The 22209-nt window shown below is 64.6% G+C and carries 22 protein-coding genes; 12 read left to right on the top strand and 10 right to left on the bottom strand.

The window, feature by feature from the left end; translation table 11 throughout:
- Positions 1–56 precede the first annotated feature (56 nt).
- Both J4E58_RS04250 and J4E58_RS04245 read right to left on the bottom strand, forming a co-directional pair.
- Complete coding sequence (locus J4E58_RS04250; RefSeq protein ID WP_087091293.1) at positions 57–1022, bottom strand: FecR domain-containing protein; 966 nt, start codon at positions 1020–1022, stop codon at positions 57–59.
- Positions 1019–1507 carry a sigma-70 family RNA polymerase sigma factor gene (locus J4E58_RS04245; RefSeq protein ID WP_087091294.1) on the bottom strand — a complete coding sequence of 163 codons (489 nt, stop codon included), beginning with the start codon at positions 1505–1507 and terminating at the stop codon, positions 1019–1021. Before J4E58_RS04245 ends, J4E58_RS04250 begins: the two co-directional genes overlap by 4 nt.
- Positions 1508–1727: 220 nt before the next feature.
- Between J4E58_RS04245 and J4E58_RS04240 the strand changes: the two genes are divergently transcribed.
- From J4E58_RS04240 to dacB, 4 genes are all read left to right on the top strand, one after another.
- Entirely contained in the window at positions 1728–2033 is a 306-nt protein-coding gene (locus J4E58_RS04240) for a DUF3649 domain-containing protein (RefSeq protein ID WP_087091479.1), read from the top strand.
- Positions 2030–3604: a PepSY domain-containing protein gene (locus tag J4E58_RS04235; RefSeq protein ID WP_087091295.1), complete on the top strand. Its 1575-nt coding sequence runs from the start codon at positions 2030–2032 to the stop codon at positions 3602–3604. Before J4E58_RS04240 ends, J4E58_RS04235 begins: the two co-directional genes overlap by 4 nt.
- Positions 3605–3928, top strand: coding sequence for a DUF3325 domain-containing protein (locus J4E58_RS04230; protein ID WP_087091296.1), 324 nt, complete (start codon positions 3605–3607; stop codon positions 3926–3928). It abuts the gene before it with no gap.
- Between the two features lie 140 nt (positions 3929–4068).
- Positions 4069–5517, top strand: a complete 1449-nt coding sequence (gene dacB, locus J4E58_RS04225) for a D-alanyl-D-alanine carboxypeptidase/D-alanyl-D-alanine-endopeptidase (protein WP_087091297.1) — start codon at positions 4069–4071, stop codon at positions 5515–5517.
- A 133-nt stretch (positions 5518–5650) separates the two neighbouring features.
- Here dacB and J4E58_RS04220 read toward each other — a convergent pair whose 3' ends face one another.
- A complete protein-coding gene (locus J4E58_RS04220) occupies positions 5651–6526 on the bottom strand; it encodes a helix-turn-helix domain-containing protein (RefSeq protein ID WP_087091298.1) in 876 nt (291 codons plus the stop codon).
- 260 nt (positions 6527–6786) lie between these two features.
- On the opposite strand from J4E58_RS04220, the gene J4E58_RS04215 reads away from it, so the two are divergent.
- Positions 6787–7758, top strand: a complete 972-nt coding sequence (locus tag J4E58_RS04215) for a DMT family transporter (RefSeq protein ID WP_053259695.1) — start codon at positions 6787–6789, stop codon at positions 7756–7758.
- Between the two features lie 200 nt (positions 7759–7958).
- Here J4E58_RS04215 and J4E58_RS04210 read toward each other — a convergent pair whose 3' ends face one another.
- Both J4E58_RS04210 and J4E58_RS04205 read right to left on the bottom strand, forming a co-directional pair.
- Complete coding sequence (locus J4E58_RS04210) at positions 7959–8933, bottom strand: D-glycerate dehydrogenase (protein WP_053259696.1); 975 nt, start codon at positions 8931–8933, stop codon at positions 7959–7961.
- A 230-nt stretch (positions 8934–9163) separates the two neighbouring features.
- Entirely contained in the window at positions 9164–10132 is a 969-nt protein-coding gene (locus tag J4E58_RS04205; protein WP_007930066.1) for a LysR family transcriptional regulator, read from the bottom strand.
- A gap of 262 nt (positions 10133–10394) precedes the next feature.
- On the opposite strand from J4E58_RS04205, the gene J4E58_RS04200 reads away from it, so the two are divergent.
- Genes J4E58_RS04200 through J4E58_RS04185 form a run of 4 tightly spaced genes read left to right on the top strand, consistent with a single transcriptional unit; the run spans position 10395 to position 15225 of the window.
- Positions 10395–11906, top strand: a complete 1512-nt coding sequence (locus J4E58_RS04200; RefSeq protein WP_087091299.1) for an efflux transporter outer membrane subunit — start codon at positions 10395–10397, stop codon at positions 11904–11906.
- A gap of 53 nt (positions 11907–11959) precedes the next feature.
- Positions 11960–14164 carry an FUSC family protein gene (locus J4E58_RS04195; RefSeq protein ID WP_087091300.1) on the top strand — a complete coding sequence of 735 codons (2205 nt, stop codon included), beginning with the start codon at positions 11960–11962 and terminating at the stop codon, positions 14162–14164.
- Entirely contained in the window at positions 14154–14354 is a 201-nt protein-coding gene (locus J4E58_RS04190; protein ID WP_007930063.1) for a DUF1656 domain-containing protein, read from the top strand. Before J4E58_RS04195 ends, J4E58_RS04190 begins: the two co-directional genes overlap by 11 nt.
- 10 nt (positions 14355–14364) lie before the next feature.
- Positions 14365–15225, top strand: a complete 861-nt coding sequence (locus J4E58_RS04185) for an HlyD family secretion protein (protein WP_085529874.1) — start codon at positions 14365–14367, stop codon at positions 15223–15225.
- A 72-nt stretch (positions 15226–15297) separates the two neighbouring features.
- Here the strand turns inward: J4E58_RS04185 and J4E58_RS04180 are convergent, their stop codons facing one another.
- The 5 genes from J4E58_RS04180 to J4E58_RS04160 form a co-directional block, all read right to left on the bottom strand.
- The gene (locus J4E58_RS04180) at positions 15298–16320 is read right to left on the bottom strand and encodes a sel1 repeat family protein (RefSeq protein WP_256580906.1); all 1023 of its coding nucleotides are present in this window, start codon (positions 16318–16320) and stop codon (positions 15298–15300) included.
- Between the two features lie 278 nt (positions 16321–16598).
- Entirely contained in the window at positions 16599–17630 is a 1032-nt protein-coding gene (locus J4E58_RS04175; protein WP_087091302.1) for a hypothetical protein, read from the bottom strand.
- Positions 17631–17863: 233 nt separating this feature from the next.
- Positions 17864–18859, bottom strand: a complete 996-nt coding sequence (locus tag J4E58_RS04170; RefSeq protein ID WP_256583137.1) for a hypothetical protein — start codon at positions 18857–18859, stop codon at positions 17864–17866.
- 218 nt (positions 18860–19077) lie between these two features.
- Positions 19078–19902, bottom strand: a complete 825-nt coding sequence (locus J4E58_RS04165) for an SDR family oxidoreductase (protein ID WP_087091304.1) — start codon at positions 19900–19902, stop codon at positions 19078–19080.
- A gap of 35 nt (positions 19903–19937) precedes the next feature.
- Positions 19938–20402 carry a hypothetical protein gene (locus J4E58_RS04160; protein ID WP_053259703.1) on the bottom strand — a complete coding sequence of 155 codons (465 nt, stop codon included), beginning with the start codon at positions 20400–20402 and terminating at the stop codon, positions 19938–19940.
- 192 nt (positions 20403–20594) lie between these two features.
- Between J4E58_RS04160 and J4E58_RS04155 the strand changes: the two genes are divergently transcribed.
- From J4E58_RS04155 to J4E58_RS04145, 3 genes are read left to right on the top strand one after another with little or no spacing between them, the layout of a single operon-like run.
- A complete protein-coding gene (locus J4E58_RS04155) occupies positions 20595–21002 on the top strand; it encodes a PAAR domain-containing protein (protein WP_081002213.1) in 408 nt (135 codons plus the stop codon).
- A complete protein-coding gene (locus tag J4E58_RS04150; RefSeq protein WP_007930056.1) occupies positions 20999–21541 on the top strand; it encodes a DUF4123 domain-containing protein in 543 nt (180 codons plus the stop codon). Before J4E58_RS04155 ends, J4E58_RS04150 begins: the two co-directional genes overlap by 4 nt.
- Positions 21529–21915, top strand: coding sequence for a hypothetical protein (locus tag J4E58_RS04145; protein ID WP_007930053.1), 387 nt, complete (start codon positions 21529–21531; stop codon positions 21913–21915). Before J4E58_RS04150 ends, J4E58_RS04145 begins: the two co-directional genes overlap by 13 nt.
- Positions 21916–22209 lie beyond the last annotated feature (294 nt).

The following is a 22209-nucleotide window of genomic DNA, read 5'->3' as shown; positions in this document are numbered from 1 at the left end:
TGAGGCCCTCGAAGGTCCTTCTGACCTTATCGCAGCCTGCGGCAGCGGCTACAGGTTCAGGCGCGGGCCTCGACCGTGACCCAATAACGGGTGAAGCGCCGGACCTTCACCGGCAGGCTGATTTCCAGCAGGTCGAGGATCCGTTCGCTGTCGTCCAGTGGGTAACTGCCGGAGATCAGCAGGTCGGCGACCCGTGGATCGCAGTTGAGCTGGCCGCGACGGTAGCGGCCCAACTCGTCGAGGAAGTCCGCCAGGCGCATATGGGCAGCCACCAGCATGCCCTCGCTCCAGGCGCCGCTGCCGGCGTCCAGCGGCCGCGGGTTGTCCCAGGCGCTGCGGGTGAAGCTCAATTGTTGCCCCTTGCTTACCTGCAATGGTGCTGCCGAATAATCCGACGGGCTGAGGCTGACGTTGCCCTCGAACACCGCCAGCTGGGTGCGCTGGCTGAACTGGCGCAGGTTCAAGCGTGCGCCTTGCGGGCGCAGCAGGCCCTGGGCACTCTGGATCAGCAGCGGCCGGCGGTCGGCCGCGGCGGTCAGCAGGATCTCCCCGGCCAACAGCCGGATCAGCCGTTGCTGGCCATCGAAACTCACGTCCACCGCGCTGTCGGTATTGAGCTGCAGCTGGCTGCCATCACTCAATTGCAGCGTGCGCCGCTGGCCCACCGGGCTGCGGTAGTCGGCCATCAGCGGGGTCAGCGGATTGTGTTCGCGCAAGCCCCAGGCCGCGGCGGAACCGGCGCCTAGGATCAGCAGCAGTTTCAGCGCCTGGCGCCGGCTGGAGGACTTCGGCGCGTTGAGCGCGGCATGGGCCAGGGGCGAAGACAGGCCGCGCAGCCGCTGGTTGACCCGCTGGATATGTTCCCAGGCCCGTTGATGTTCGCTGTGGGCGTCGTGCCATTGCTGCCAGGCCAGTTGCTGGCGCGGGTTGAGCGGTCCCGCCTGCATTTCGAGCAGCCAGTGCACGGCCTGTTCGGCGACCTGGGCGCCGATGTCCGGCGGACGGGGGAGTGCAGCGTTCACAGGGCGAAGTAACAGCGCAGGGCTGCCTTGTGCAGGTGGCGCTTGACCGTGGCGATGGAAATCCCCAGCTCGCGGGCGATCTCGCTGTGTTTCAGGCCATCGACCTGGGCCAGCAGGAACGCGCGTTTCACCAGGCGCGGCAAACCGTCGAGCAACTGGTCCAGCTCCATCAGGGTCTGCAGGATGATCGCCTTGTCCTCCTCGGACGGCGCCAGCAGTTCCGGCATCTGCGCCAGCGTGTCGAGGTAGGCCCGTTCCAGGTCCTGGCGCCGGTAGTGGTTGCACAGCACCCGTTTGGCGATGGTGGTGAGGAACGCCCGTGGCTCGACGATCGACGGCGTTTCCCGGGCGCTGAGCACCCGCATGAAGGTGTCCTGGGCCAGGTCGGCGGCGCTGTCGGGGCAGCCGAGCCGACGCCGCAACCAGCCGTTCAGCCAGCTGTGATGGGCGTGATAGAGGACTTCGACGGTAGAGGAGTGAGCCAAGCCGAACGCTCCGGCAGCATGAAAATGCTTAAGAGAACAAGAATTGTTCGCATTGTAGTGGCCGGGCATGGCATTGGGCAATCAACCCGGACCGACGGAAGAGCTCTCGGTGGGTTGGGGATTTTTTGCACATGAGAATATTTATCATTAATATTGCGCCGACTTGAGCCCGCGTGAGGTATTTGCCAATGCCGGGCTGTCCTGGTTTCAAGGTCGAAACATGAAAAGCAAAGTTGCTGCGATCCCTTTTTCCTATCGTCTGGCCGTGACTTCGCGGGTGCTGGCCGCGGTGTTTGGCGGTTACCTGCTGGCGGCGTTGTCCAGCATTTGCCTGACCCTGCTGCTCCCTGTGTCCCGCGCCGATGCGGTATTCGGCGGCATGATGGCGTCCTTCCTGTTCTACCTGATGGCGGTGCTCTGGTGCTTCGCCTGCCGCACGGCCTGGCAGGCCTGGTTCGGGTTGCTGCTGCCAGCGCTGGTGTTGGCGGCGATGTCTGCGTTGGCGTATTGGATGAATCTCTCATGAAGGAGGGATTTCGCCAGTCCATGGCTTGGTTGCACACTTGGGTCGGACTGGTATTCGGCTGGCTGCTGCTGGCGATTTTCCTGACCGGCACCCTGGCCTACTTCAAGGATGAAATCAGCCATTGGATGCAGCCCGAAGTGCCGTCGCGCTCGGTCAGCAACGAGACCAGCCTGATCCTCGCCCAGAGCTACTTGCAGCAGCACGCCCAGGGCGCCTCGCGCTGGTTTATCAACTTGCCCGATGCCCGCGAGCCGGTGTTGTCGGTGATGTGGCAATTTCCGGGCAAGCCCGGCGAGCGCGGCGCCTTCACCCAGAAACTACTGGACCCGGCCACCGGCGCCGAGCTGCAGGCCCGCGATACCCGCGGCGGCGAATTCTTCTACCGCTTCCATTTCCAGTTGCAGATGCCCTATCCCTGGGGCCGCTGGCTGTCCACCGCGGCGGCGATGCTGATGTTCGTCGCCTTGATCAGCGGCATCATCATCCACAAGAAAATCTTCAAGGACTTCTTCACCTTCCGCCCTCGCAAGGGCCAGCGCTCCTGGCTCGACGGGCACAACGCGGTGGGTGTGCTGGTATTGCCGTTCCATCTGATGATCACCTACAGCAGCCTGGTGATCTTCATGTCGATGGTCATGCCGGCGAGCATCCTGGCCACCTACGGCGAAGATAGCCGGGCACTGTTCAATGAGGCGTTTCCCGCCACCAGCAACGCACCGGCCGCGGGCCGGCCGGCGCCCCTGGTGCAGCTCGAACCGCTGTTGCAGCAGGCCCGCGAGCAGTGGCCGGGCGGCCGCGTGGGGCGTATCACGGTGAACAATCCAGGGGATGCCCATGCCTCGGTGAATGTCATGCGCCACGGTGGCGACCAGGTGGTTCGCGATTTTGGCAGTGCGGTTTCGTTCGACGGCGTCAGTGGCAAGCTGCTGCAGGTTGCCCCGCCGCAGTCGCCGATCGTCGCTATCCGAGGCGGTTTCTACGGGCTGCACATGGGCCTCTTCGCCGGGCCGCTGTTGCGCTGGCTGTACTTTATCTGCGGCCTGGCCGCCACCGCGATGATCGGCACCGGGCTGGTGATCTGGCTCGGCAAGCGCCAGCTCAAGCATGCCAAGAGCGGCGTGACGCCCTTCGAGTTGCGGCTGGTGGAAGTGCTGAACATCGCCAGCATGTCCGGCCTGGTGCTGGCCGTCGCCGCCTTCTTCTGGGCCAACCGCCTGTTGCCGGTGAGCTTCGCCGAGCGGGCGGACTGGGAAGTGAACAGCTTCTTTATCGTCTGGGGCCTGAGCCTGTTGCACGCCGCTCTGCGTCGCGGGCGCAAGGCCTGGGTCGAGCAGTTGGGCCTGGCGGCGTTGCTGCTGGCCAGTGTGCCGCTGCTCGATGCGCTGACGGTGCCCGATGTGCTGGATGGTTTCCTGGTGCATGGCGACTGGGTTCGGGCCGGGTTCGACCTGACCTGCCTGGCGGCGGGGCTGTTCCTGGCCTGGGCGGCCTGGAAGATGTCGCGTCCTGTCGTCTATCCCTCCGCTGCCGCCCGCTCGCGACGGGCCGCCCTTGAAACCGAGGTGAACTGAATGCTCCTGGCGCTGCTGTTGTGTTACCCCGGTTTTGCCGGGTTGTGCCTGTCGATGGACCGTCACCACGCCGAACTCCTGGGCTACAAACCCACGGCCCGGCGCCGCAGTGGCCTGCGCTTCGGCGGCTGGTTGCTGCTGGCGGGTTCGCTGTGGGCGGCGATCGCGGCGGCCGGTTGGGCTTTCGGCTTGGTGCAGTGGTGCGCGGTCTTGATGCTCAGCGCCTTGTCGCTGGTGCTGTTGTTGCCCTATCAGCCGCGTCTGGCGCTGCTGGCGGCCGGGTTGGGGTTGCTGGCCAGTCCACTGGCCGCGTTGGCGCGATGAGCGTTGCGCAACGCCCGGCCTGAGGTGTCGGCTGCGATTGTTCGTTGACACGGGCCCCTCGCCAATCGTTATCTGGGCGCCCGCCACAGCCGCGAGGCTGTCGGCGGTGGGTTCGAGGTCATCAAGGAAATACCTTTCTCATGGGTTCAGTACATCGTTTTTACACTCGCGGGCTGGGGTTGTTCCTGGCCTTGTCGCTGGCGGCTTGCGCCAGCCATCCCGGCGCCCGGTACGCCGCCGACCTGGATCAGGTCCTCGCTGACCCGGCGCTCCAGGGCGCCACGGTATCGCTGACGGTGCGCGATGCCGAGAGCGGTGCGGCCTTGTATCAGCACAACCCCGACAGCCGTCTGATCCCGGCTTCGAGTCTCAAGCTGCTGACCACCGCCGCCGCGCTGGACGTCCTCGGCCCCGACTACCGTTTCGCCACCGCGGTGCTGGGCGACGGTGCGCAACAGGGCGAGCGGCTGCACGGCAATCTCTACCTGCGCGGCTCCGGCGACCCGAGCATGCAGGCCAAGGATTATCAGGAGTTGGCGGCGGCGGTGGCGCGTACCGGCATTCGTCAGGTCGCGGGTGACCTGGTGCTCGACGACACTGCCTTCGACGATCAACGACTTGGCGTCGATTGGGCCAGCGACGATGAAAGCCTGTATTACGCGGCGCAGATTTCCGCGCTCAATATCTCCCCCAACGATGACTTCGACGCCGGCAGCGTGCTGGTTGTTGTAACGGCCCCGACGTTGCCGGGAGCGCCGCTGGCGGTTCGCGTCAGCCCGGAAAACCGGCTGATGAGCTTGCGCAATCAGGGCCGGGTCGGAACGGCGGACAGCCTGCAGGTCGGCCGTGAGCATGGCAGCAATCTGCTGCTGGTCAGTGGCGCCTTGCCGCCGGGGCAGTCGCGGCGCAATTGGGTCAGCGTGTGGGAACCGACCCGCCTGGTGGCGGACGTGTTCCAACAAGCGCTGGCCGAGCAGGGCGTGACGGTGCTGGGCCAGGTGCGCCTCGGCCAGCCCACGGCGCCCGCCGCCCGGGTGCTGGCCAGCCACTCGTCGATGCCGCTGGCGGGCCTGATCACGCCCTTGCTCAAGCTGTCGAACAACAACATGTCCGAGGTGCTGCTCAAGGCCATGGGCCGCAAGACCGCCAATGCCGGCACCGCCGCTGCCGGGGTGGCGGCCATCGAGGGCTTCTTGCGGCGCCAGGGCCTGAGCTCGCAAGGATTGGTGCAGGTGGACGGTTCCGGGCTGTCGCGGCGTAACCAGATTTCCAGCCAGAGCCTCAGCGACCTGTTGCTGGTGGCGCGCAAGCAGCCCTGGTTCGCCACCTGGTACGCGGCGCTGCCGGTGGCTGGCGATGCCCAGCGCATGACCGGCGGCACCCTGCGTTATCGCCTGCAAGGCACCGGGGCTGTGGATAACCTGCACGCCAAGACCGGCTCGATGCAGGGCGTGTCGTCGCTGTCCGGGTATCTGCGAGCGGCCGATGGTCGCCGGTTGGTGCTGGTGATGCTGTCGAACAACTACCGTGCCGATGGCGCGCAGATCAAGGCCCTGGAAGACCGGGTGACGCGGGTGCTGTTGCAGTAAAAGCCTGGAACGACGGAGGGTAACCGATACACTGTCTTCGCGGGCAAGCCTCGCTCCTACAGGCGCCGCGTTCGTAGGAGCGAGGCTTGCCCGCGAAAAGGTGCGATGCAGTACGCCTGCCGATCACTCGCCGTCAGCCGAGAAACGCCTGGCGATATTCCCCGGGCGTGCCGCCCAGGGCCTGGCGAAAGCGGTTGGTGAAGTGGCTGGCGCTGGCGAAGCCGCAGGCCAGGGCAATCTCGCCCAGGGGCAGGCGGGTGCCGCGCAGCAGGTCGCGGGCATGCTTCAGGCGTCGCGCCAGCAGGTATTGATGGGGTGGCAGGCCGAAGCTTGCGCGGAACATCCGCGCGAAGTGGTATTCCGACAAGGCGCAGCGCGCGGCCAGTTGGCCCAGGCTGATCGGCTCGGCCAGCTGGCTGTCGATGTATTCCACCAGTTGCCGGCGCTGGTGCGCCGCCAGCCCGCCCTTGAGGCGCAGGCCCTGGCGCTGGCCGACCTGGGTCAGCAGGGCGTGGCTGAGCATCTCGTGGGCCAGGCTGCTGGTCAGCAGGCGCTCGCCGGGCTCGTCCCAGTTCAGCTGGATCAGTTGCCGAAAGCGCCTGGCCTGCTGCGGGTCGTCGAGGAAGGTGGTTTCCTGCAATTGCAGCTCGCGGGGTTCGCGGTCCAGCAGGGTCACGCAGCCCAGGGCGAATTGTTCCGGGCTGAAATACAGGTGGGCCAGGCGGATCCCGCCGTTGATCACCCAGGCTGACTGGTGCTCGGCGGGCAGGATGCACAGCTTGTCCGGGCCGCCCTTGGTCCCCGGCTGGCCGCGGCGAAAGGTCCCGGTGCCGCCGGCGATGTAGCACGACAGGGTGTGATGGCTCGGCGCTTCGTAGTCCTGGGCGTCGTGATGGTTGCTCCACAAGGCTGCGGCCAGGCCGTCACCGAGCTCGGCGCTGTGCTCCAGGCGAGCATTGGGCGAGCGGTTCAGGGCTTGAAAGACTTGCAGGGTTTCCAGTGCGGGCATGGCGGTCAGGTCTGAAATTGAACGGCATTCTGTAGCCGCTGCCGATAGGCTGCGATAAGGCCGAAGGCCTTCAGCGATCTCAAGGGCACGTCTCCTGCGGAGCCGATCGCAGCCTGTCGGCAGCGGCTACACGATGTTCTGCATCCTACTCCGTGGGCGGCGCGCTGCCAGCCCGGCAACCGACAAAAGCGCAAGTTTATGCAAGCGCCAGGGCACGCAATGGCCTGAGACTGGGTTGCCCTGCACAGGAGTCCCGCGCCATGAACCTCTCGCTTTATCTGCTCACCGTCCTGATCTGGGGCACCACCTGGATTGCCCTCAAGTGGCAGCTGGGAGTGGTGGCGATTCCGGTGTCCATCGTCTATCGCTTCGCCCTGGCGGCCCTGGTGCTGTTCGTCATGCTGCTGCTCAGCCGCAAGCTGCAGGTGATGAACCGCCGCGGGCACCTGATCTGCCTGGCCCAGGGGCTGTGCCTGTTCTGTATCAACTTCATGTGCTTCCTGCACGCCAGCCAGTGGATTCCCAGCGGCCTGGTGGCGGTGGTGTTTTCCACGGCGACCCTGTGGAACGCCCTGAATGCCCGGGTGTTCTTCGCCCAGAAGATCGCCCGCAACGTACTGCTGGGCGGGGCGTTGGGGCTGCTGGGGCTGGGCCTGCTGTTCTGGCCGGAACTGGCGGGGCATAGCGCCAGCCCGCAAACCCTGCTCGGCCTGGGCCTGGCGCTGTTGGGCACCTTGTGTTTCTCGGCGGGCAACATGCTTTCCAGCCTGCAGCAGAAAGCAGGCCTCAGGCCGCTGACCACCAACGCCTGGGGCATGGCCTATGGCGCGGCGATGCTGGCGGGCTATTGCCTGGTCAAGGGCATCCCTTTCGATATGGAGTGGAACGCGCGCTACATCGGCTCCTTGCTGTATCTAGTGATCCCGGGGTCGGTGATCGGCTTCACCGCCTACCTGACCCTGGTTGGCCGCATGGGCCCGGAGCGGGCGGCCTACTGCACCGTGCTGTTCCCGGTGGTGGCGCTGAATGTCTCGGCCTTCGCCGAAGGTTACCAGTGGACCGCCCCGGCGCTGGCCGGGCTGGTCCTGGTGATGCTGGGCAACGTGCTGGTGTTCCGCAAGCCCAGACTTGTGCCTGCATCTGCATCCGGATTTGAATCTGAATCTGTAGCCGCTGCCGAGCCTGCGAGGCTGCGAACGGCGGCGCAGCCGTCGCAAAACCAGGCGACCTGATTCTGCAGGTCTATCGCTGAAGGTCCTGCGGACCTTTTCGCAGCCTCGCAAGCTCGGCAGCGGCTACAGGGTGTGTGGGCGGCAGGGCTTCTGTAGGAGCGAAGCTTGCTCGCGATGGCGGCATCTCAGGCACAGCGCATCGTTCCTGGAGCGGGCAATCGAGCGTCGGCCGGCCGCTCCTACAGAGGACAGCGCGGGTTTCAGCCCTTCCATACCTGCGGGTTGACCAGGTCCTGCGGGCGTTCGCCGAGCAGGGCGCTGCGCAGGTTGGCCAGGGCGCGGTTGGCCATGGCGTCGCGGGTTTCATGGGTGGCCGAGCCGATGTGCGGCAGGGTCACGGCGTTTTTCAGCTGGAACAGCGGCGACTCGGCCAGCGGTTCCTTCTCGTAGACGTCCAGGCCGGCGCCGCGAATGGTGCCGTTCTGCAGGGCTTCGATCAGCGCCGGCTCATCCACCACCGGGCCGCGGGAGATGTTCACCAGGATCGCGCCCGGCTTCATCAGCGCCAGTTCGCGGTGGCTGATCAGGTGCTTGGTCTTTTCGCTCAACGGCACCACCAGGCAGACGAAATCCGCTTCGGCCAGCAACTGCTCGAGGCTACGCAGCTGCGCGCCCAGCTCCTGTTCCAGCGCGGCCTTGCGGCTGTTGCCGCTGTAGATCACCGGCATGTTGAAGCCCAGGCGACCGCGTCGGGCGATGGCCGCGCCGATGTTGCCCATGCCGACGATGCCCAGGGTCTTGCCATGCACATCGCAACCGAACAGCGGTGCGCCGACGCTGGCCTGCCATTGCCCGGCCTTGGTCCAGGCGTCCAGTTCGGCGACGCGCCGGGCGCTGCTCATCAGCAGGGCGAAGGCCAGGTCGGCGGTGCTTTCGGTGAGCACGTCCGGGGTGTTGGTGAGCATGATCCCGCGTTCGTTGAAGTAGGCCAGGTCATAGTTGTCGTAGCCCACCGAGACGCTGGAGACCACTTCCAGCCGGCTGGCGTTTTCCAGTTGCGCGCGACCCAGCTTGCGACCGACGCCGATCAGGCCGTGGGCGTGGGGCAGGGCTTCGTTGAATTGCGCGCCGATATCGCCCTGCTTGGGGTTGGGCACTATCACCTCGAAGTCCTGGCGCAGGCGCTCGATCATGTCCGGGGTGATGCGGCTGAAGGCAAGTACGGTCTTTTTCATCGCGGGAAAGCTCGTCAGGCAGAGGAGAATGCCAAGCAAGCTAACATTCCCCACGGGCTTTTTGTAGCGGCTGCGCAGGCGGTCAGGGCCGGATGATTCTGCGAATGTAGCCGCTGCCGCAGGCTGCGATCGGCCGGCACGGCCGTGACGTTCCAGCAGCCGCAGGAGGTCCTGCGGACCTTTCGCAGCCTGCGGCAGCGGCTACAGGGGGATACATGAGAAAGCCCCGATCAAGGGGCCAGGCGCACGCCGCTGAGTCCGCCGCTCAGTTCATAGGCCGTCAGCTCCGCCTGATGGGCGGCGAGAATCTCCGGCAGGGTGTTGCGCAGGTACTCGACCCAGGTCTTGATCTTGGCGTCCAGGTACTGGCGCGACGGATAGATGGCGTACAGGTTCAGCTCCTGGGAGCGGTACTTGGGCATGACCCGCACCAGGGTACCGTTGCGCAGGCCCTCGATGGCCGCATACACCGGCAGCACGCCCAGGCCCATGCCGCTGGTGATCGCGGTTTTCAGCGCGTCGGCGGAGTTCACCAGGAACGGCGAGCCGTTGAGGGTGACCCCTTCCTGGCCCTCGGGGCCGTCGAACAGCCATTTGTCCAGGGCGATCACCGGGCTCACCAGGCGCAGGCAGGCATGGTTCGACAGATCGCTGGGGCTGCTCGGGCAGCCATTGGCTTTCACGTAGGCCGGCGAGGCGCAGACGATGCTGTAGGTGATGCCCAGGCGCTGGGAGACGAAACCCGAGTCCGGCAGCTCGCTGGCCAGCACGATGGACACGTCGTAACCCTCGTCCAGCAGGTCCGGCACGCGGTTGGCCAGGGTCAGGTCGAAGGTCACGTCCGGGTGCGACTTGCGGTACCGGGCGATGGCGTCGATCACATAGTGCTGGCCGATGCCGGTCATGGTGTGCACTTTTAGCTGCCCGGACGGCCGCGCGTGGGCGTCGCTGGCCTCGGCTTCGGCTTCTTCGACGTAGGCCAGGATCTGCTCGCAGCGCAGCAGGTAGCGCTTGCCGGCCTCCGTGAGCGCGATGCGGCGAGTGGTGCGGTTGAGCAAGCGGGTTTGCAGATGGGCCTCCAGATTGGAGACCGCGCGCGAGACATTCGCCGTGGTGGTGTCGAGCTGGACGGCGGCGGCGGTGAAGCTGCCGGCTTCGGCGACACAGCTGAAGGCGCGCATGTTTTGCAAAGTGTCCATGGGGTGCTCTCTGGGGAGATGGCAAATTGTGACACGAAGTAACAGATTGTTGGCTATTGCACCAAGGGATTATCGCGCGAACGGTAATAAAGATTCACAGGAATCCCAGCTTATCGCCGTAAAGCCCGCCGCCTAGAATTGCGCCGATCTGTAGGGGCCGGCTGCCGGAGCCCGTGCAATGCGGTGGCTCAGTGACACCGTCTCGCGAGCAAGCTCGCTCCTACAGGGATCCGCCTTCTCCCTATTTCAGGAATTCGCAGCAGTGCCGCGTCGCATCAGCAGAGAGCTGAAGACTCTCAGTGTTTGGGCTTTATCGTTAGCAATCAGCGGCTGCATCGGAACCGGGGGCATTGCCCCACAGGGCAAGGCACTACCGGCCAATACACTGGCCACCGACGAGGCGATCCAGAGCGCCGCGCGTGACGCCCGCTGGCCCGCCGCCCAATGGTGGCAGGCCTATGGCGATGCGCAGCTGAACCACTGGGTGACCCTGGCCGTGCAGGGCAGCCCGAGCATGGCCATGGCCGCCGCCCGGGTGCGCCAGGCGCGTGCCATGGCCGGCATCGCCGAGTCGGCCGAGTCGCTGCAGATCAAGGGCGACGCCACCCTCAAGCGCCACAACTGGCCCACCGATCAGTTCTACGGCCCGGGCGAACTGGCCAACAGCACCACCTGGGACAACAACGCCGCGCTCGGCTTCAGCTACGCCCTCGACCTCTGGGGTCGGGAAAGCAATGCCAGCGAGCGTGCCGTGGACCTGGCGCACATGAGCGCCGCCGAGGCGCGCCTGGCCCAGCTGGAGCTGCAGAACAATGTCGTGCGCGCCTATATCCAGCTGTCGCTGCAATACGCCCAGCGCGACATCGTCCTCGCCACCCTGAAGCAGCAGGAACAGATTCTCGAACTGGCGCAAAAGCGCCTGGCCGGCGGCATCGGCACCCACTTCGAAGTCAGCCAGGCGCAGACCCCGCTGCCGGAAACCCATCGCCAGCTGGACGCCCTGGACGAAGAAATCGCCCTGGGGCGCAACCAGATCGCCGCCCTGGCCGGCAAGGGACCGGGGGCGGGCGCGCAGTTGCAACGGCCGAGCCTGTCCCTGGCCGCGCCGCTGAAACTGCCGTCGGCGCTGCCCGCCGAACTGCTCGGCCAGCGCCCGGACGTGGTCGCCAGCCGCTGGCAGGTGGCGGCCCAGGCCCGCGGCATCGATGTCGCCCACGCCGGCTTCTACCCCAACGTCGACCTGGTGGGCAGCCTCGGCTACATGGCCACCGGTGGCGGGGCGCTGGAGTTCCTCACCGGCAAGAAGCTCAACTACAACGTCGGCCCGGCCATCAGCCTGCCGATCTTCGACGGCGGCCGCCTGCGCGCCGAGCTGGGCGAGGCCGCGGCCGGTTATGACATCGCCGTGGCCCACTACAACCAGACCCTGGTCAACGCCCTGAAGAACATCTCCGACCAGTTGATCCGCCGCGAGTCCATGGACAAGCAGGCCGAGTTCGCCGCCGAGTCGGTGGCGTCGGCGCAGAAGACCTACGACATCGCCATGGTCGCCTTCCAGCGTGGCCTCACCGACTACCTCAATGTGCTCAATGCCCAGGGCATGCTGTTCCACCAGCAGCAGATCCAGCAGCAGGTCCAGGCCGCGCGCCTGAGCGCCCATGCCGAGCTGGTGACGGCCCTGGGCGGCGGCCTGGAGGCGGGGCGCGATGTGCCCGAGGACAGCCGGACCCAACCGAGCAAGACCCCGGCGGCGCTGACCCTGCTTGATCATTAACCGCCGAGCACTTGGCACCGACTACACAAGCACCGACTACCGAGTAAGACCCGATGACTCCCTTGCCTGCACCCTTGCGCTGGCTGTACTCCCTTGAATGGCGCCGGGGTTTCTTCGACTGGGCACGCAGCGACGGCGTGACCTGGGTCTATATCTTCAAGGTCCTGGCCGCCGCGTTCCTCACCCTGTGGCTGGCCATGCGCCTGGAGTTGCCGCAACCGCGCACGGCGATGATCACCGTGTTCATCGTCATGCAGCCGCAGAGCGGCCAGGTGTTCGCCAAGAGCTTCTATCGGTTTCTCGGCACCCTGGCCGGGTCGGCGGTGATGGTGGCGCTGATCGCCCTGTTCGCCCAGAACACCGAACTGTTCCTCGGTTCGCTGGCGATCTGGGTCGGCATCTGCTCGGCCGGCGCCGCGCGTTATCGCAACTTCCGTGCCTACGGCTTCGTGCTGGCTGGCTACACCGCGGCGATGGTCGGCTTGCCGGCCCTGGCCCATCCGGACGGGGCCTTTATGGCGGCGGTATGGCGGGTGCTGGAAATCTCCCTGGGGATTCTCTGCTCGACCCTGGTCAGCGCCGCGATCCTGCCGCAGACCGCCAGCGCGGCGATGCGCAACGCCTTGTACCAGCGCTTCGGGGTGTTCGCCCTGTTCGTCACCGACGGTTTGCGCGGCCGCAGCCAGCGCGACGCGTTCGAGAGCGGCAACGTGCGTTTCATCGCCGAAGCGGTGGGCCTGGAGGGCCTGCGCAGCGTCACCGTCTTCGAAGACCCGCACATGCGTCGGCGCAACGGCCGCCTGAGCCGTTTGAACAGCGAGTTCATGGGCATCACCACCCGTTTCAACGCCCTACACCAGTTGCTCGAACGCCTGCGCAGCAGCGCCGCCGAGTATGTGCTGGCGGCGACCAGACCGGGGTTGCAGGACCTCGCCGAACTGCTGGACGGCTTCTCCGGCCGCGCCCTGACCAGCCCCGATGCCGCGCGCCTGGCCGAGCAGCTGGCGAGCTACAAGGGCGAGCTGCCGACGCGGGTGCGCAGCATGCGCGCGCTGTTCCAGGAACATGAGCCGAGCGATGCCGAGCAGCTGGATTTCCACACCGCCTATGAGCTGCTCTATCGCTTCGTCGACGAGCTGCACAGCTACGCCCAGACCCACGCATCCCTGGCCGAACACAGCCATGAACGCGAGCGCTGGGACGAGCCCTTCACCCCGCAGACCAACTGGCTGGCCTCGGCCGCCTCGGGGATCCGCGCCTCGTTCATCCTGATCGTGCTCGGCAGCTACTGGGTCGCCACCGCCTGGCCCAGCGGCGCCACCATGACCCTGATCGCGGCGGCCACCGTCGGCCTCTCGGCCGCCACGCCGAACCCGAAACGCATGGCCTTCCAGATGGCCTGCGGCACCTTGATCGGGGCCGTGGTCGGCTTCGTCGAGATGTTTTTCGTGTTCCCCTGGATCGACGGTTTTCCACTGCTGTGCGTGATGCTGGCGCCGGTGATCGTGCTCGGTTCGTTCCTCGCTTCCCGCCCGCAGTACGCCGGGGTCGGCCTGGGGCTGCTGATCTTCTTCAGCACCGGTTCGGTGCCGGACAACCTGACCGTCTACAACCCCTACGCCTTCATCAACGACTACATCGCCATGGTCATGGGCATGCTGGTCTGCGCCGCCGCCGGGGCGATCATCCTGCCGCCCAACAGCCGCTGGCTATGGCGCCGCCTGGAGCAGGACCTGCGTGGCCAGGTGGTGTACGCCATCAGCGGCAAGCTCAAGGGCCTGGCGTCGAGCTTCGAAAGCCGCACCCGCGACCTGCTGCACCAGGCCTATGGCCTGGCGGCGGGGCAGCCGCAGGTGCAGCGCGAGCTGCTGCGCTGGATGTTCGTGGTGCTGGAGGTGGGCCACGCCATCATCGAGCTGCGCAAGGAGCAGGCGATCCTCCCGGTGCACCCGGCCTACGCCGAATCCCAGCCGTGGCGCCAGGCGATCCGGGTCATGGGCCGTTCGCTGGTACGGCTGTTCCTGCAGCCGGGCCAGAGCAACCTTGCGCGCGCGCTGGTCGCGGTCGATCACGCGATCGGCCGGGTCCAGGCCAGCGATGAACCCTTCGCCCCGCACTTCGATACTTCGGTCTTGCGCCGGGTGAAGAGCTACCTGCACTTCATCCGCAGCTCATTGCTCGACCCGCAATCGCCGCTGGCCGCCTACGCCGCACAGCCCGTACAGGCCCCGACCCAAGGACTTGAACATGCCTCGTGAAATCGCCTTCCACGGCGTGTACATGCCGACCATGACCCTGATGTTCTTCATTGCCGCGGCCCTGGCCTGGGCCCTGGACCGCTTCATCTCGGGTTATGACCTGTACCGTTTTTTCTGGCACCCGGCGCTGCTGCGCCTGAGCCTGTTCTGCTGTCTGTTCGGCGCCATGGCGCTGACTGTCTACCGTTGAGAGTCCTTTGATGAAAAAGTTTTTCAGCCTGCTCGCGACCCTGCTGGTGCTGGCCCTGGCCCTGTGGATCGGCCGCACCCTGTGGGTGCATTACATGAACACGCCGTGGACCCGCGACGGCCGGGTGCGCGCCGACATCATCAACGTCGCGGCCGACGTCACCGGGGAAGTGGTGGACGTGCCGGTGCGCGACAACCAGCTGGTGAAAAAGGGCGACCTGCTGATGCAGATCGACCCCGAGCACTACCAGATCGCGGTCAAGCAGGCGCAGTCGCTGGTGGCTTCGAGAAAGGCCACCTGGGAGATGCGCAAGGTCAACGCCCACCGCCGCGCCGACCTGGACAACCTGGTGATCTCCAAGGAGAACCGCGACGACGCCAGCAATATCGCCGACTCGGCCCTGGCCGACTACCAGCAGGCCCAGGCGCAACTGGAGGCCGCCGAGCTCAACCTCAAGCGCACCCAGGTACGCGCCGCGGTCGACGGCTACGTGACCAACCTCAACGTGCACCGCGGCGACTACGCGCGCATCGGCGAGCCGAAGATGGCGGTGGTCGACATGAACTCGTTCTGGGTCTACGGCTTCTTCGAGGAAACCAAGCTGCCCCATGTGCGTGTCGGCGATAAGGCCGAGATGCAGCTGATGAGCGGCGAGGTGCTCAAGGGCCATGTGGAGAGTATTTCCCGCGGCATCTACGACCGCGACAACCCGGAAAGCCGCGAGCTGATCGCCGACGTCAACCCGACCTTCAACTGGGTGCGCCTGGCCCAGCGCGTGCCGGTGCGCATCCATATCGACGAGGTGCCGGAAGGCGTGTTGCTGGCGGCGGGAATTACCTGCACGGTGGTGGTGAAGGAGGGTGGGGAATAGCCCGCCTCACAGGGGTATTTGTGGCCAAGGCCGGGTTGTGGCGAGCAGGCAAGCTCCTCGCCACAGGCCTGGTTAGCGGTAGGTTTTGTTGACGATCGACAGTGCCTGCTCGATGGTTTCGGCGACGGACAGTTCGTCGTCTTTCATCACCGCGACGATTTTCTTGTCCTGCGCGATGTCCACGCCGGGCTTTTTCAGTTGAGCCTGGCGATTCACCACGATGTAGCTCAGGACATGGCCACGACCCTTGACGAACGGCAGGTCGATGGCCTTGAACATGCTTTGCTTGACGTAGTTGTAACGCTCGGCGGACGACAGGCCCTTGAAGGTGTCCGGGTAGTCCTGATAGATCTCGGCAGAGTAACGGCCGACGTCTTCTTCCCGCGCTTCGGCGTACAGGGCTTGTTTGCTGGTGACCTGGCCGGTGAGTTGGGTGTAGCGCTGGTCACCGTCGGCGATCTGTGCGGCGCTCATTCTGGCTTTCAAGGCATCGGCTGCGGTGGTGTCATCGGCCTTGGCCATGATTCGGGTCCAGGCATAGGCGGCGCTCAGGTTGCCTTGTTCCTCGTACTTTTCGATCAGGTCCTTTTGCGCTTCGGGGTAGCCGTGCCGGGCCGAGCGCTCCAGCCAGCGCAGGGCCAGGGCCGTGTCCTGTTTGGCGCTGGTATTGCCGTAGTTGTAGGCCTGGTACAGGCCATATTCGGCGCACCAGTCGTTCTGCAGCGCCGAGTAAGCCATGTAGTTGAAGGCTTCGGTATTGCGCTGTTCATCGGTTTTGCTTTCATCCTGACCGGCAATCATCGACAGGTAGCAGAACGCGCGAGGGTGTTTCGGCGCGGCCAGCACCATGCAGGTTTTCGCAGCATCGAGCTCCTGGTTTTCGTACAGCAGGAAGCCGACGCCGAACAGAATGTCGCTGTCCATTTGAGCATTGCACTGTTCGTTGCTGGCAACAGTTGGCAATACGTTTTGCAGGGTCAACTTGGGCAGTGTGTCGTTGAGGGACGATTCTTTATCGGCGGTTTTATCGGATGCGGTAGTACAGCCGGCCAGCAACACGGTCAATGCCAGTGGCAGCACGTTGAACAGTTTCAATGGATATTCCCTGATCTGCGATTGAATGAAGAGGCGCATGGAATGAAGCAGGGACAGGACGGGAGAGGGGGAGCTTGAGCAGTTCCATGCTTTCAGTGTCGATGCCAGCGATTCCATGCTGTGTTGAGCGCAAACGCTCAAGAGCGCGCATTCTACTGGGATTGCGAGGGGGCACAACCGAAACCGCAGCATCTGTTTGGCCGCGGCAAAGGGCTCTTGGGCCTTGCGCACGCGACACCTCGGCGGTGCTTCAAAAGAACTAGCGCCAGCCTCTCAAGCTATTGCTTGCGCTTGGCCAGGATGGTTTTGGCCTTGGCCACGGTGTCTTCCACGCTCAGGTCATCGTCGATCAGCAAGGCATGTAGCGCCGGGTCCTGCCACAGGTCCACGGCCGGCCCGGTACTTTGCACAAGGCGGGAAATCAAGGCGTAGGCCACCACTTGGCCTCGCGTGTGGAACTTCGGGTAGAGGTCCAGCATGTCCACCAACTGGGCCACGAAAGCATGCCGTTGCATAGGGGACATGCCCTCGAATACCTCCGGGTGGCTGTAGTACAGATCCCCTGAGCTCAGGGCGATGAGGTCCTTGCGCAGCGCCTGCTCAATATCCTTTTCGGGGGTGAGTTGGCTGAGCAGCTGGGTGTAGTGCTGCTCGCCCTCGGCCATTTGCCGAGGGCTCATTTTGCGCTTCACTGCCTCGATTGTTTTTGCCTCATTCAGGACCCTGGCCCAGGCATAGGCCACCGGGAAATTGTCCTGTTCGCTGCTCCAACGCACCATGTCCTGTTGCGACTCCTGGTCGCCGTGCCGAGCGGCGCGCTCAAGCCAGCCCATGGCCAATTCCTTGTTCGGTGGATGGCCCAGCTTGCCAACGCTGTAGATGTCGTACAGGCCTGCTTCCGCGCAGGATTCATTGTGCTTGGCGGCGTAGGCGATATAGTTGAAGGCTTCGCTTTTGTCGTAGTCGTTTTGCCTGGCGCCGACAATGCTGCCCAGGATGCACAAGCTCGTGGTGTAGCGGGGGGCGGCCATGATCAGGCAGCTGCGGGCCATTTTTATTTCCTTGCTCGCCAGCAAGGTACGGCCTGCGCCATACAGCACCTCGTCCTCATTGATCAGCCGGATGCCGAGGCCGAGCAGCAATTCGCTGTCCATCTCCGGCGTGCAGTACTGGTTGGCCTCGACCTTGGGCAGGATCTGTTCGAGGCTCAGGTCCGGCAGGGAGTTATTGAGCTTTTCGTCCGGTGACGAGGCATTGCAGCCCAGCAGCAGAGTGAAGATAGCCAAGGGCAGCAGGCTACGAGATTTCAATGGAGAGTCCCTGAGGTTCAATCGTAAAAGGGAGGACGCCAAGAGGGCATGAGCAGGGGCGGGGTGCAGCCGTTCCGTGCTTGAGGTGCCGCTTCCTTGCGATTGGAGTGCGGGCATTCTACTGGGATTGCCTGGGTGAACAACCTGACCCCGCCCCCTTGCAGGAGCCGGCACCTACAAGACAGCGGCCATGTATAAGGCCCCTGTAGGCGCGGCCGGCGGTGTTCCCGCTGTTACAGGGCGGCCTGGCCGAGGATCACGTCGGCTTTCTTCACGGCATCCGCCACTTCCAGCTCTTTATCGCTGAGCAGTTCCACGATCTGCGGGTTCTGCAGCACATCGACGCCGGCCTGCTTCAACTGCGCCTGCCGCGCGATGATCACATAAGCGTACAGCTGGCCACGGGTGCTGAACTCGGGGCGGCCGCTCACCGTGGCCACGGCCTGCTCCATGAGGGCATGACGCTCGGCCACCGAGAGGCCCTTGAAGGTCTCGGGGTATTCCATATGGATGTTCGCCGAGTACACCGCGATGTTCTCCTCGCGGGCTTCCTTGCGCACTGCGTCCTTGCTGGTGACGTGCTTGCCCAGTTGCTCGAAGCCTTGTTCGCCTTCGCTGATTTGCTGCGGGTTCATCCGTTGTTTCAAGGCGTCGATCTGTGCGCTGTCATCCAGGACCCTGGCCCAGCTGTAGGCCAGCGGCAGATTGTTCTTGTTGCTGTGCAGGCGCACCAGGGTCTGTTGCGCGTCCGCATCGCCATGGCGCGCGGAGCGCTCCAGCCAGCGCAGGCCCAGGTCGCTGTCCGGGGTCTGCCCGCGCATGCCGTAGGTGAAGTTCTGGAACATGCCGAACTCGGCGCAGGAGTCATTCTTCACTGCGGAATAGGCCATGTAGCCGAAGGCTTCGCGGTCGCGCTCGGCGCTGTCCTTGCTAGTGTCCTGTTCCGCGATGCTCGCCAGGTAGCACAGGGCCCGGTCGTGGGTGGGCGCGGCCATGATCAGGCAACTGCGGGCTTGCTCGGGTTTGTCGTCGTTGTACAGCTGGTAGCCGATGCCATACAGCAGATCGCTGTCCAGCTTGGGGTTGCAGTACTCGTTGGCGACGGCTGGCGGCAACAGCTCCTTGAGGCTGAGCTGGGGCAGGGTGGCGTTCAGCTCCTCGTCTGGCGATGGCGCGCAGCCGATGAGCGCGGTGGCCAATACCAGCGGCAGCAAGTGTTGAGGTTTCAATGGATATTCCCTGATCGACGATTGAGTGACGGCGAGCATGGAAGAGGGGGGAGTTTAAGCGGTTCGCCAGCGATCCATGCGGCCTGATCGAGGCCCTGGGAGCCTCGAGTGCGCGCATTCTACTGGGATTGGGAGAGGGTACAACCTAGGCGACTAAAAGACGTTTTCTGGAACCCGTGGGAAGGGCCGGGCGACGTTCCGCTGCCGGTGATCGGCCGTTACAGTTTTGCGCCCAGGCCAAAACGCTTCATCAGCGCCTTCTCCAGCAAACCCTTGGGCAACAGACTGGCCATCAAGGGCAGCGCCCGGCTGCCATTACCGATCCGAACCAGGCGCGGTGGTTTGTCCTGCTGCACGGCCCTGAGCAGCCTGGCGGCAAATTCGCTGGCGGGCGTCGGGTGGTCCTGGGAGGCCCTGGCCCGTGCGCGGATGCCTTCGCGCAATGGCCACCAGGGCGATCGTTCGGTCAACAGCTGTTCGGCTTCGTGCCCGGCATTCTTGGCAAAACTCGAAGCGATAGCCCCAGGCTGGACCTCCATCACCCGGATGCCGAACGGCGCCAGCTCCATGCGCAGCGCATCGCTCAAGGCATGCACCGCTGCCTTGGAGGCGCAGTAGGCACCGGCAAAAGGCGTCACCAGGACGCCTGACACACTGCCGATATTCACCACCAGCCCGCGGCTGCGGCGCAGCACCGGGAACATGGCCCGGGTCACGCCGACCAGGGCGAACACATTGGTTTCGAACTGCCGCTGCATGGCTTCGACACCGCCATCGAGCAGCGGGCCCATGGCGCCATAACCGGCGTTGTTGATCAGCAGGTCGAGGCCGCCATATTGCTGGTTGATGCGCTCGCCCAGGGCGGTGAGCGCCGGGCCGTCGTTGACGTCCAGTTGCACCGCGTCAAAACCCACGGCTTGCAGCATGGCCACGTCCTCGGCCCTGCGGGCGGTGGGCAGGACGGTGAAACCGGCGGCCTTGAAAACATCCGCCAGGGCGCGGCCGATGCCGCTGGAACAACCGGTGATCAGCGCAACGGGCATGGCGCGGTCCTTGTGCAAAAAGAGGGAGGGGGGAATCAGTCGGAGAAACTACCCTGCAAGCGTTCGGCGCGAAACTCCAGGGTTTGCGGGCGGTAGCCGGGGCGCAGCGGCGGCAGGGGCAGGCAGTCTTCCCAATTGGCGCCCGCCTGCAACTCGCCGGGGCCGCGATAACGCGGGGCGGTGTACTGGTTGTCGGCCAGGTTCACGGTGTCGCCCGGGGCGTAGGCGGCGACGCGCCAGCGCAGTTCGGTCAGCGGCACATCGTTGCCGTTGTTCATCTTCAGCAGCAGCGGGCGATCCGCCGGGCAATGCTCGGGGGCATAGCTGATGCGCAATTCCAGGCGCGCCAGTTGCTGGGCTTCGCGGTTGTCCAGCCAGACCACCCAGACCGCCACCAGGCCCAGCCCGACAGCGGCGGCCATGGACACCGGCAAGGCCTTGGCGGGGTAACGGACCAGCAGGATCAGCCAGGTGATAACCAGCAGAACGCCGATGAACATGAGGTGAACCTCGGGGGAAATAGAGCAGTCATCCTACCTAAGCGTAGGTGGGATTGGCCAACCCTGATCCCAGGACGGAGAGGGCGCAGTGGCGCGGCATTTCGGAAAGATTTTGAAAAGGATTGGGGATTGTCTGTTTTTCGAGCATTCGGCAGAGTCGGTTTTCTCGCCAGTTTCGATAGGGAAGTTGAAATGTCTGGGAAACCTGCCGCGCGCGTTGGCGATCCAACCGCCTGCCCTTTGCCTGGTCACGGTACCAATCCGATAACCAGTGGCTCGCCTGATGTCCTCTTTGACCACCTGCCCGCCGCACGGGAGGGTGACCCGACCGCTTGCGGTTCAGCATTGAACGCCAATGTCATTCCCAACGTACTGATCAACGGAAAGCCAGTCGCTGTCCTGGGTTCCCTGGGCAGTCACGGCAATGTGGTTATGGGTGGTTCGGGGACGATCATCATCGGCAACAGTGGCGGCGGTGCGGTGTCCTCCGCAGTAGCCGCACTCCCCTCCGTACCCGGATTATGTTTGAAGTGCCTGCTGCTGGCCGCTCAGCGCAATCAGACCTTTGTCCCGCTGGAAGTACTGGGGAGCAGCGCATGAGGCGTGTCGGCTCTTTATTCTGGCAGCTCTCGGAACCCTCCGGGCCGTCGTCCAGACTGCTTGCCCTTATCGATGGCGCCCGCTATCTGACGTTGAACAAACGCCTTGAAGAGGCGGGCGACAGCATCCGTTTTCACTGGCTCCTGAGCGCTGGCGCACTGGATGAAATTCGCCATGCCGGCCCGGTACTGGTTGAGTTTCCAGACTCCAGGAGCGGTTTGCACGGGGCATTCGGCAACTGGCTGATTACGCGGGACCAGCAGACGCCGATGGTCTCCTGGCTTTGGAGTGATCAGCCTTTCGACATCCTGCGCGATTATCACCAGGGCTTGTTGTTCAGCCAAATGCCGGATGGGCGCCGAGCACTGTTTCGTTACTACAGTCCCGAGGTCAGGCGTGCGCTGGACAAGGTGATATCACCCTCCCAGATCCAGCAGATCATGCGTCATGTCCAGGACTGGCTGGTCTGGCAACCCCTGCAAGGTTGCTATCTCAGCTACGGTGTCGAGCAGGTAGGGGAGCAAGCATGTTTGAGTTGAGTGCCGAGCAGCTTTCACAACTGGATGACATTCGTCAGAACGAAGTGTTTGAGCGGTTGTTACTGGAAGTACAGCAGGAGAACCCTGAGTGGTTGTCCAGAAAGGGCCTGATGCCGGCTCTACAGATGTTGAAAGACCTGCGTGAGCGTGCGTGGAGTTTTGGCATCAGGGAGCCCGAGTCCGTCGAGCATTTTTTGCGGCATGGATTGACCTTTACCGACTTTGACAAGCAGCCGGCCTTTATCGAGTTCATGAACAGGCCCGTAGCGGATAGCCCCGAACGGCGATTCGAGGATTACGAGGATATCGTGGCGTTCAGGATGAACATGCAGCACTGGCGGGATATGCAAGCCGCCGGGGAGATTCGACCATGAGTGGACTGGGGATTCTGCCAAGTACAGGGCCCATGGTTATTCGCGTGGCGCCTCGCTTGGGGCCACGTTTACCGTTCGAGATTCCAGCCCCGCCTCCCAGGCTGCCGATGCCCGCTCCTCGGCCAATGCCGATGCCGGCGCCCAGGCCCACTCAGCCACTGCCTGCGCCCAGGCCAATCCCGCAGCCCGTCCCTTTGCCGCAGACGCAACCCCAGGCAAAACCCAGGGTAGATGCGCCTCCGACGACCGCTGAGCGGACTCGGGAAGCCGAGCGCGACTGTAAGGTCAAGCGGG

The organism is Pseudomonas sp. FW305-25, from assembly GCF_017351415.1.
Classification (GTDB): domain Bacteria; phylum Pseudomonadota; class Gammaproteobacteria; order Pseudomonadales; family Pseudomonadaceae; genus Aquipseudomonas; species Aquipseudomonas chlororaphis.
Note: the sequence above shows the minus strand (reverse complement) of the source record. Positions and strands in the feature narration are given on the sequence as shown.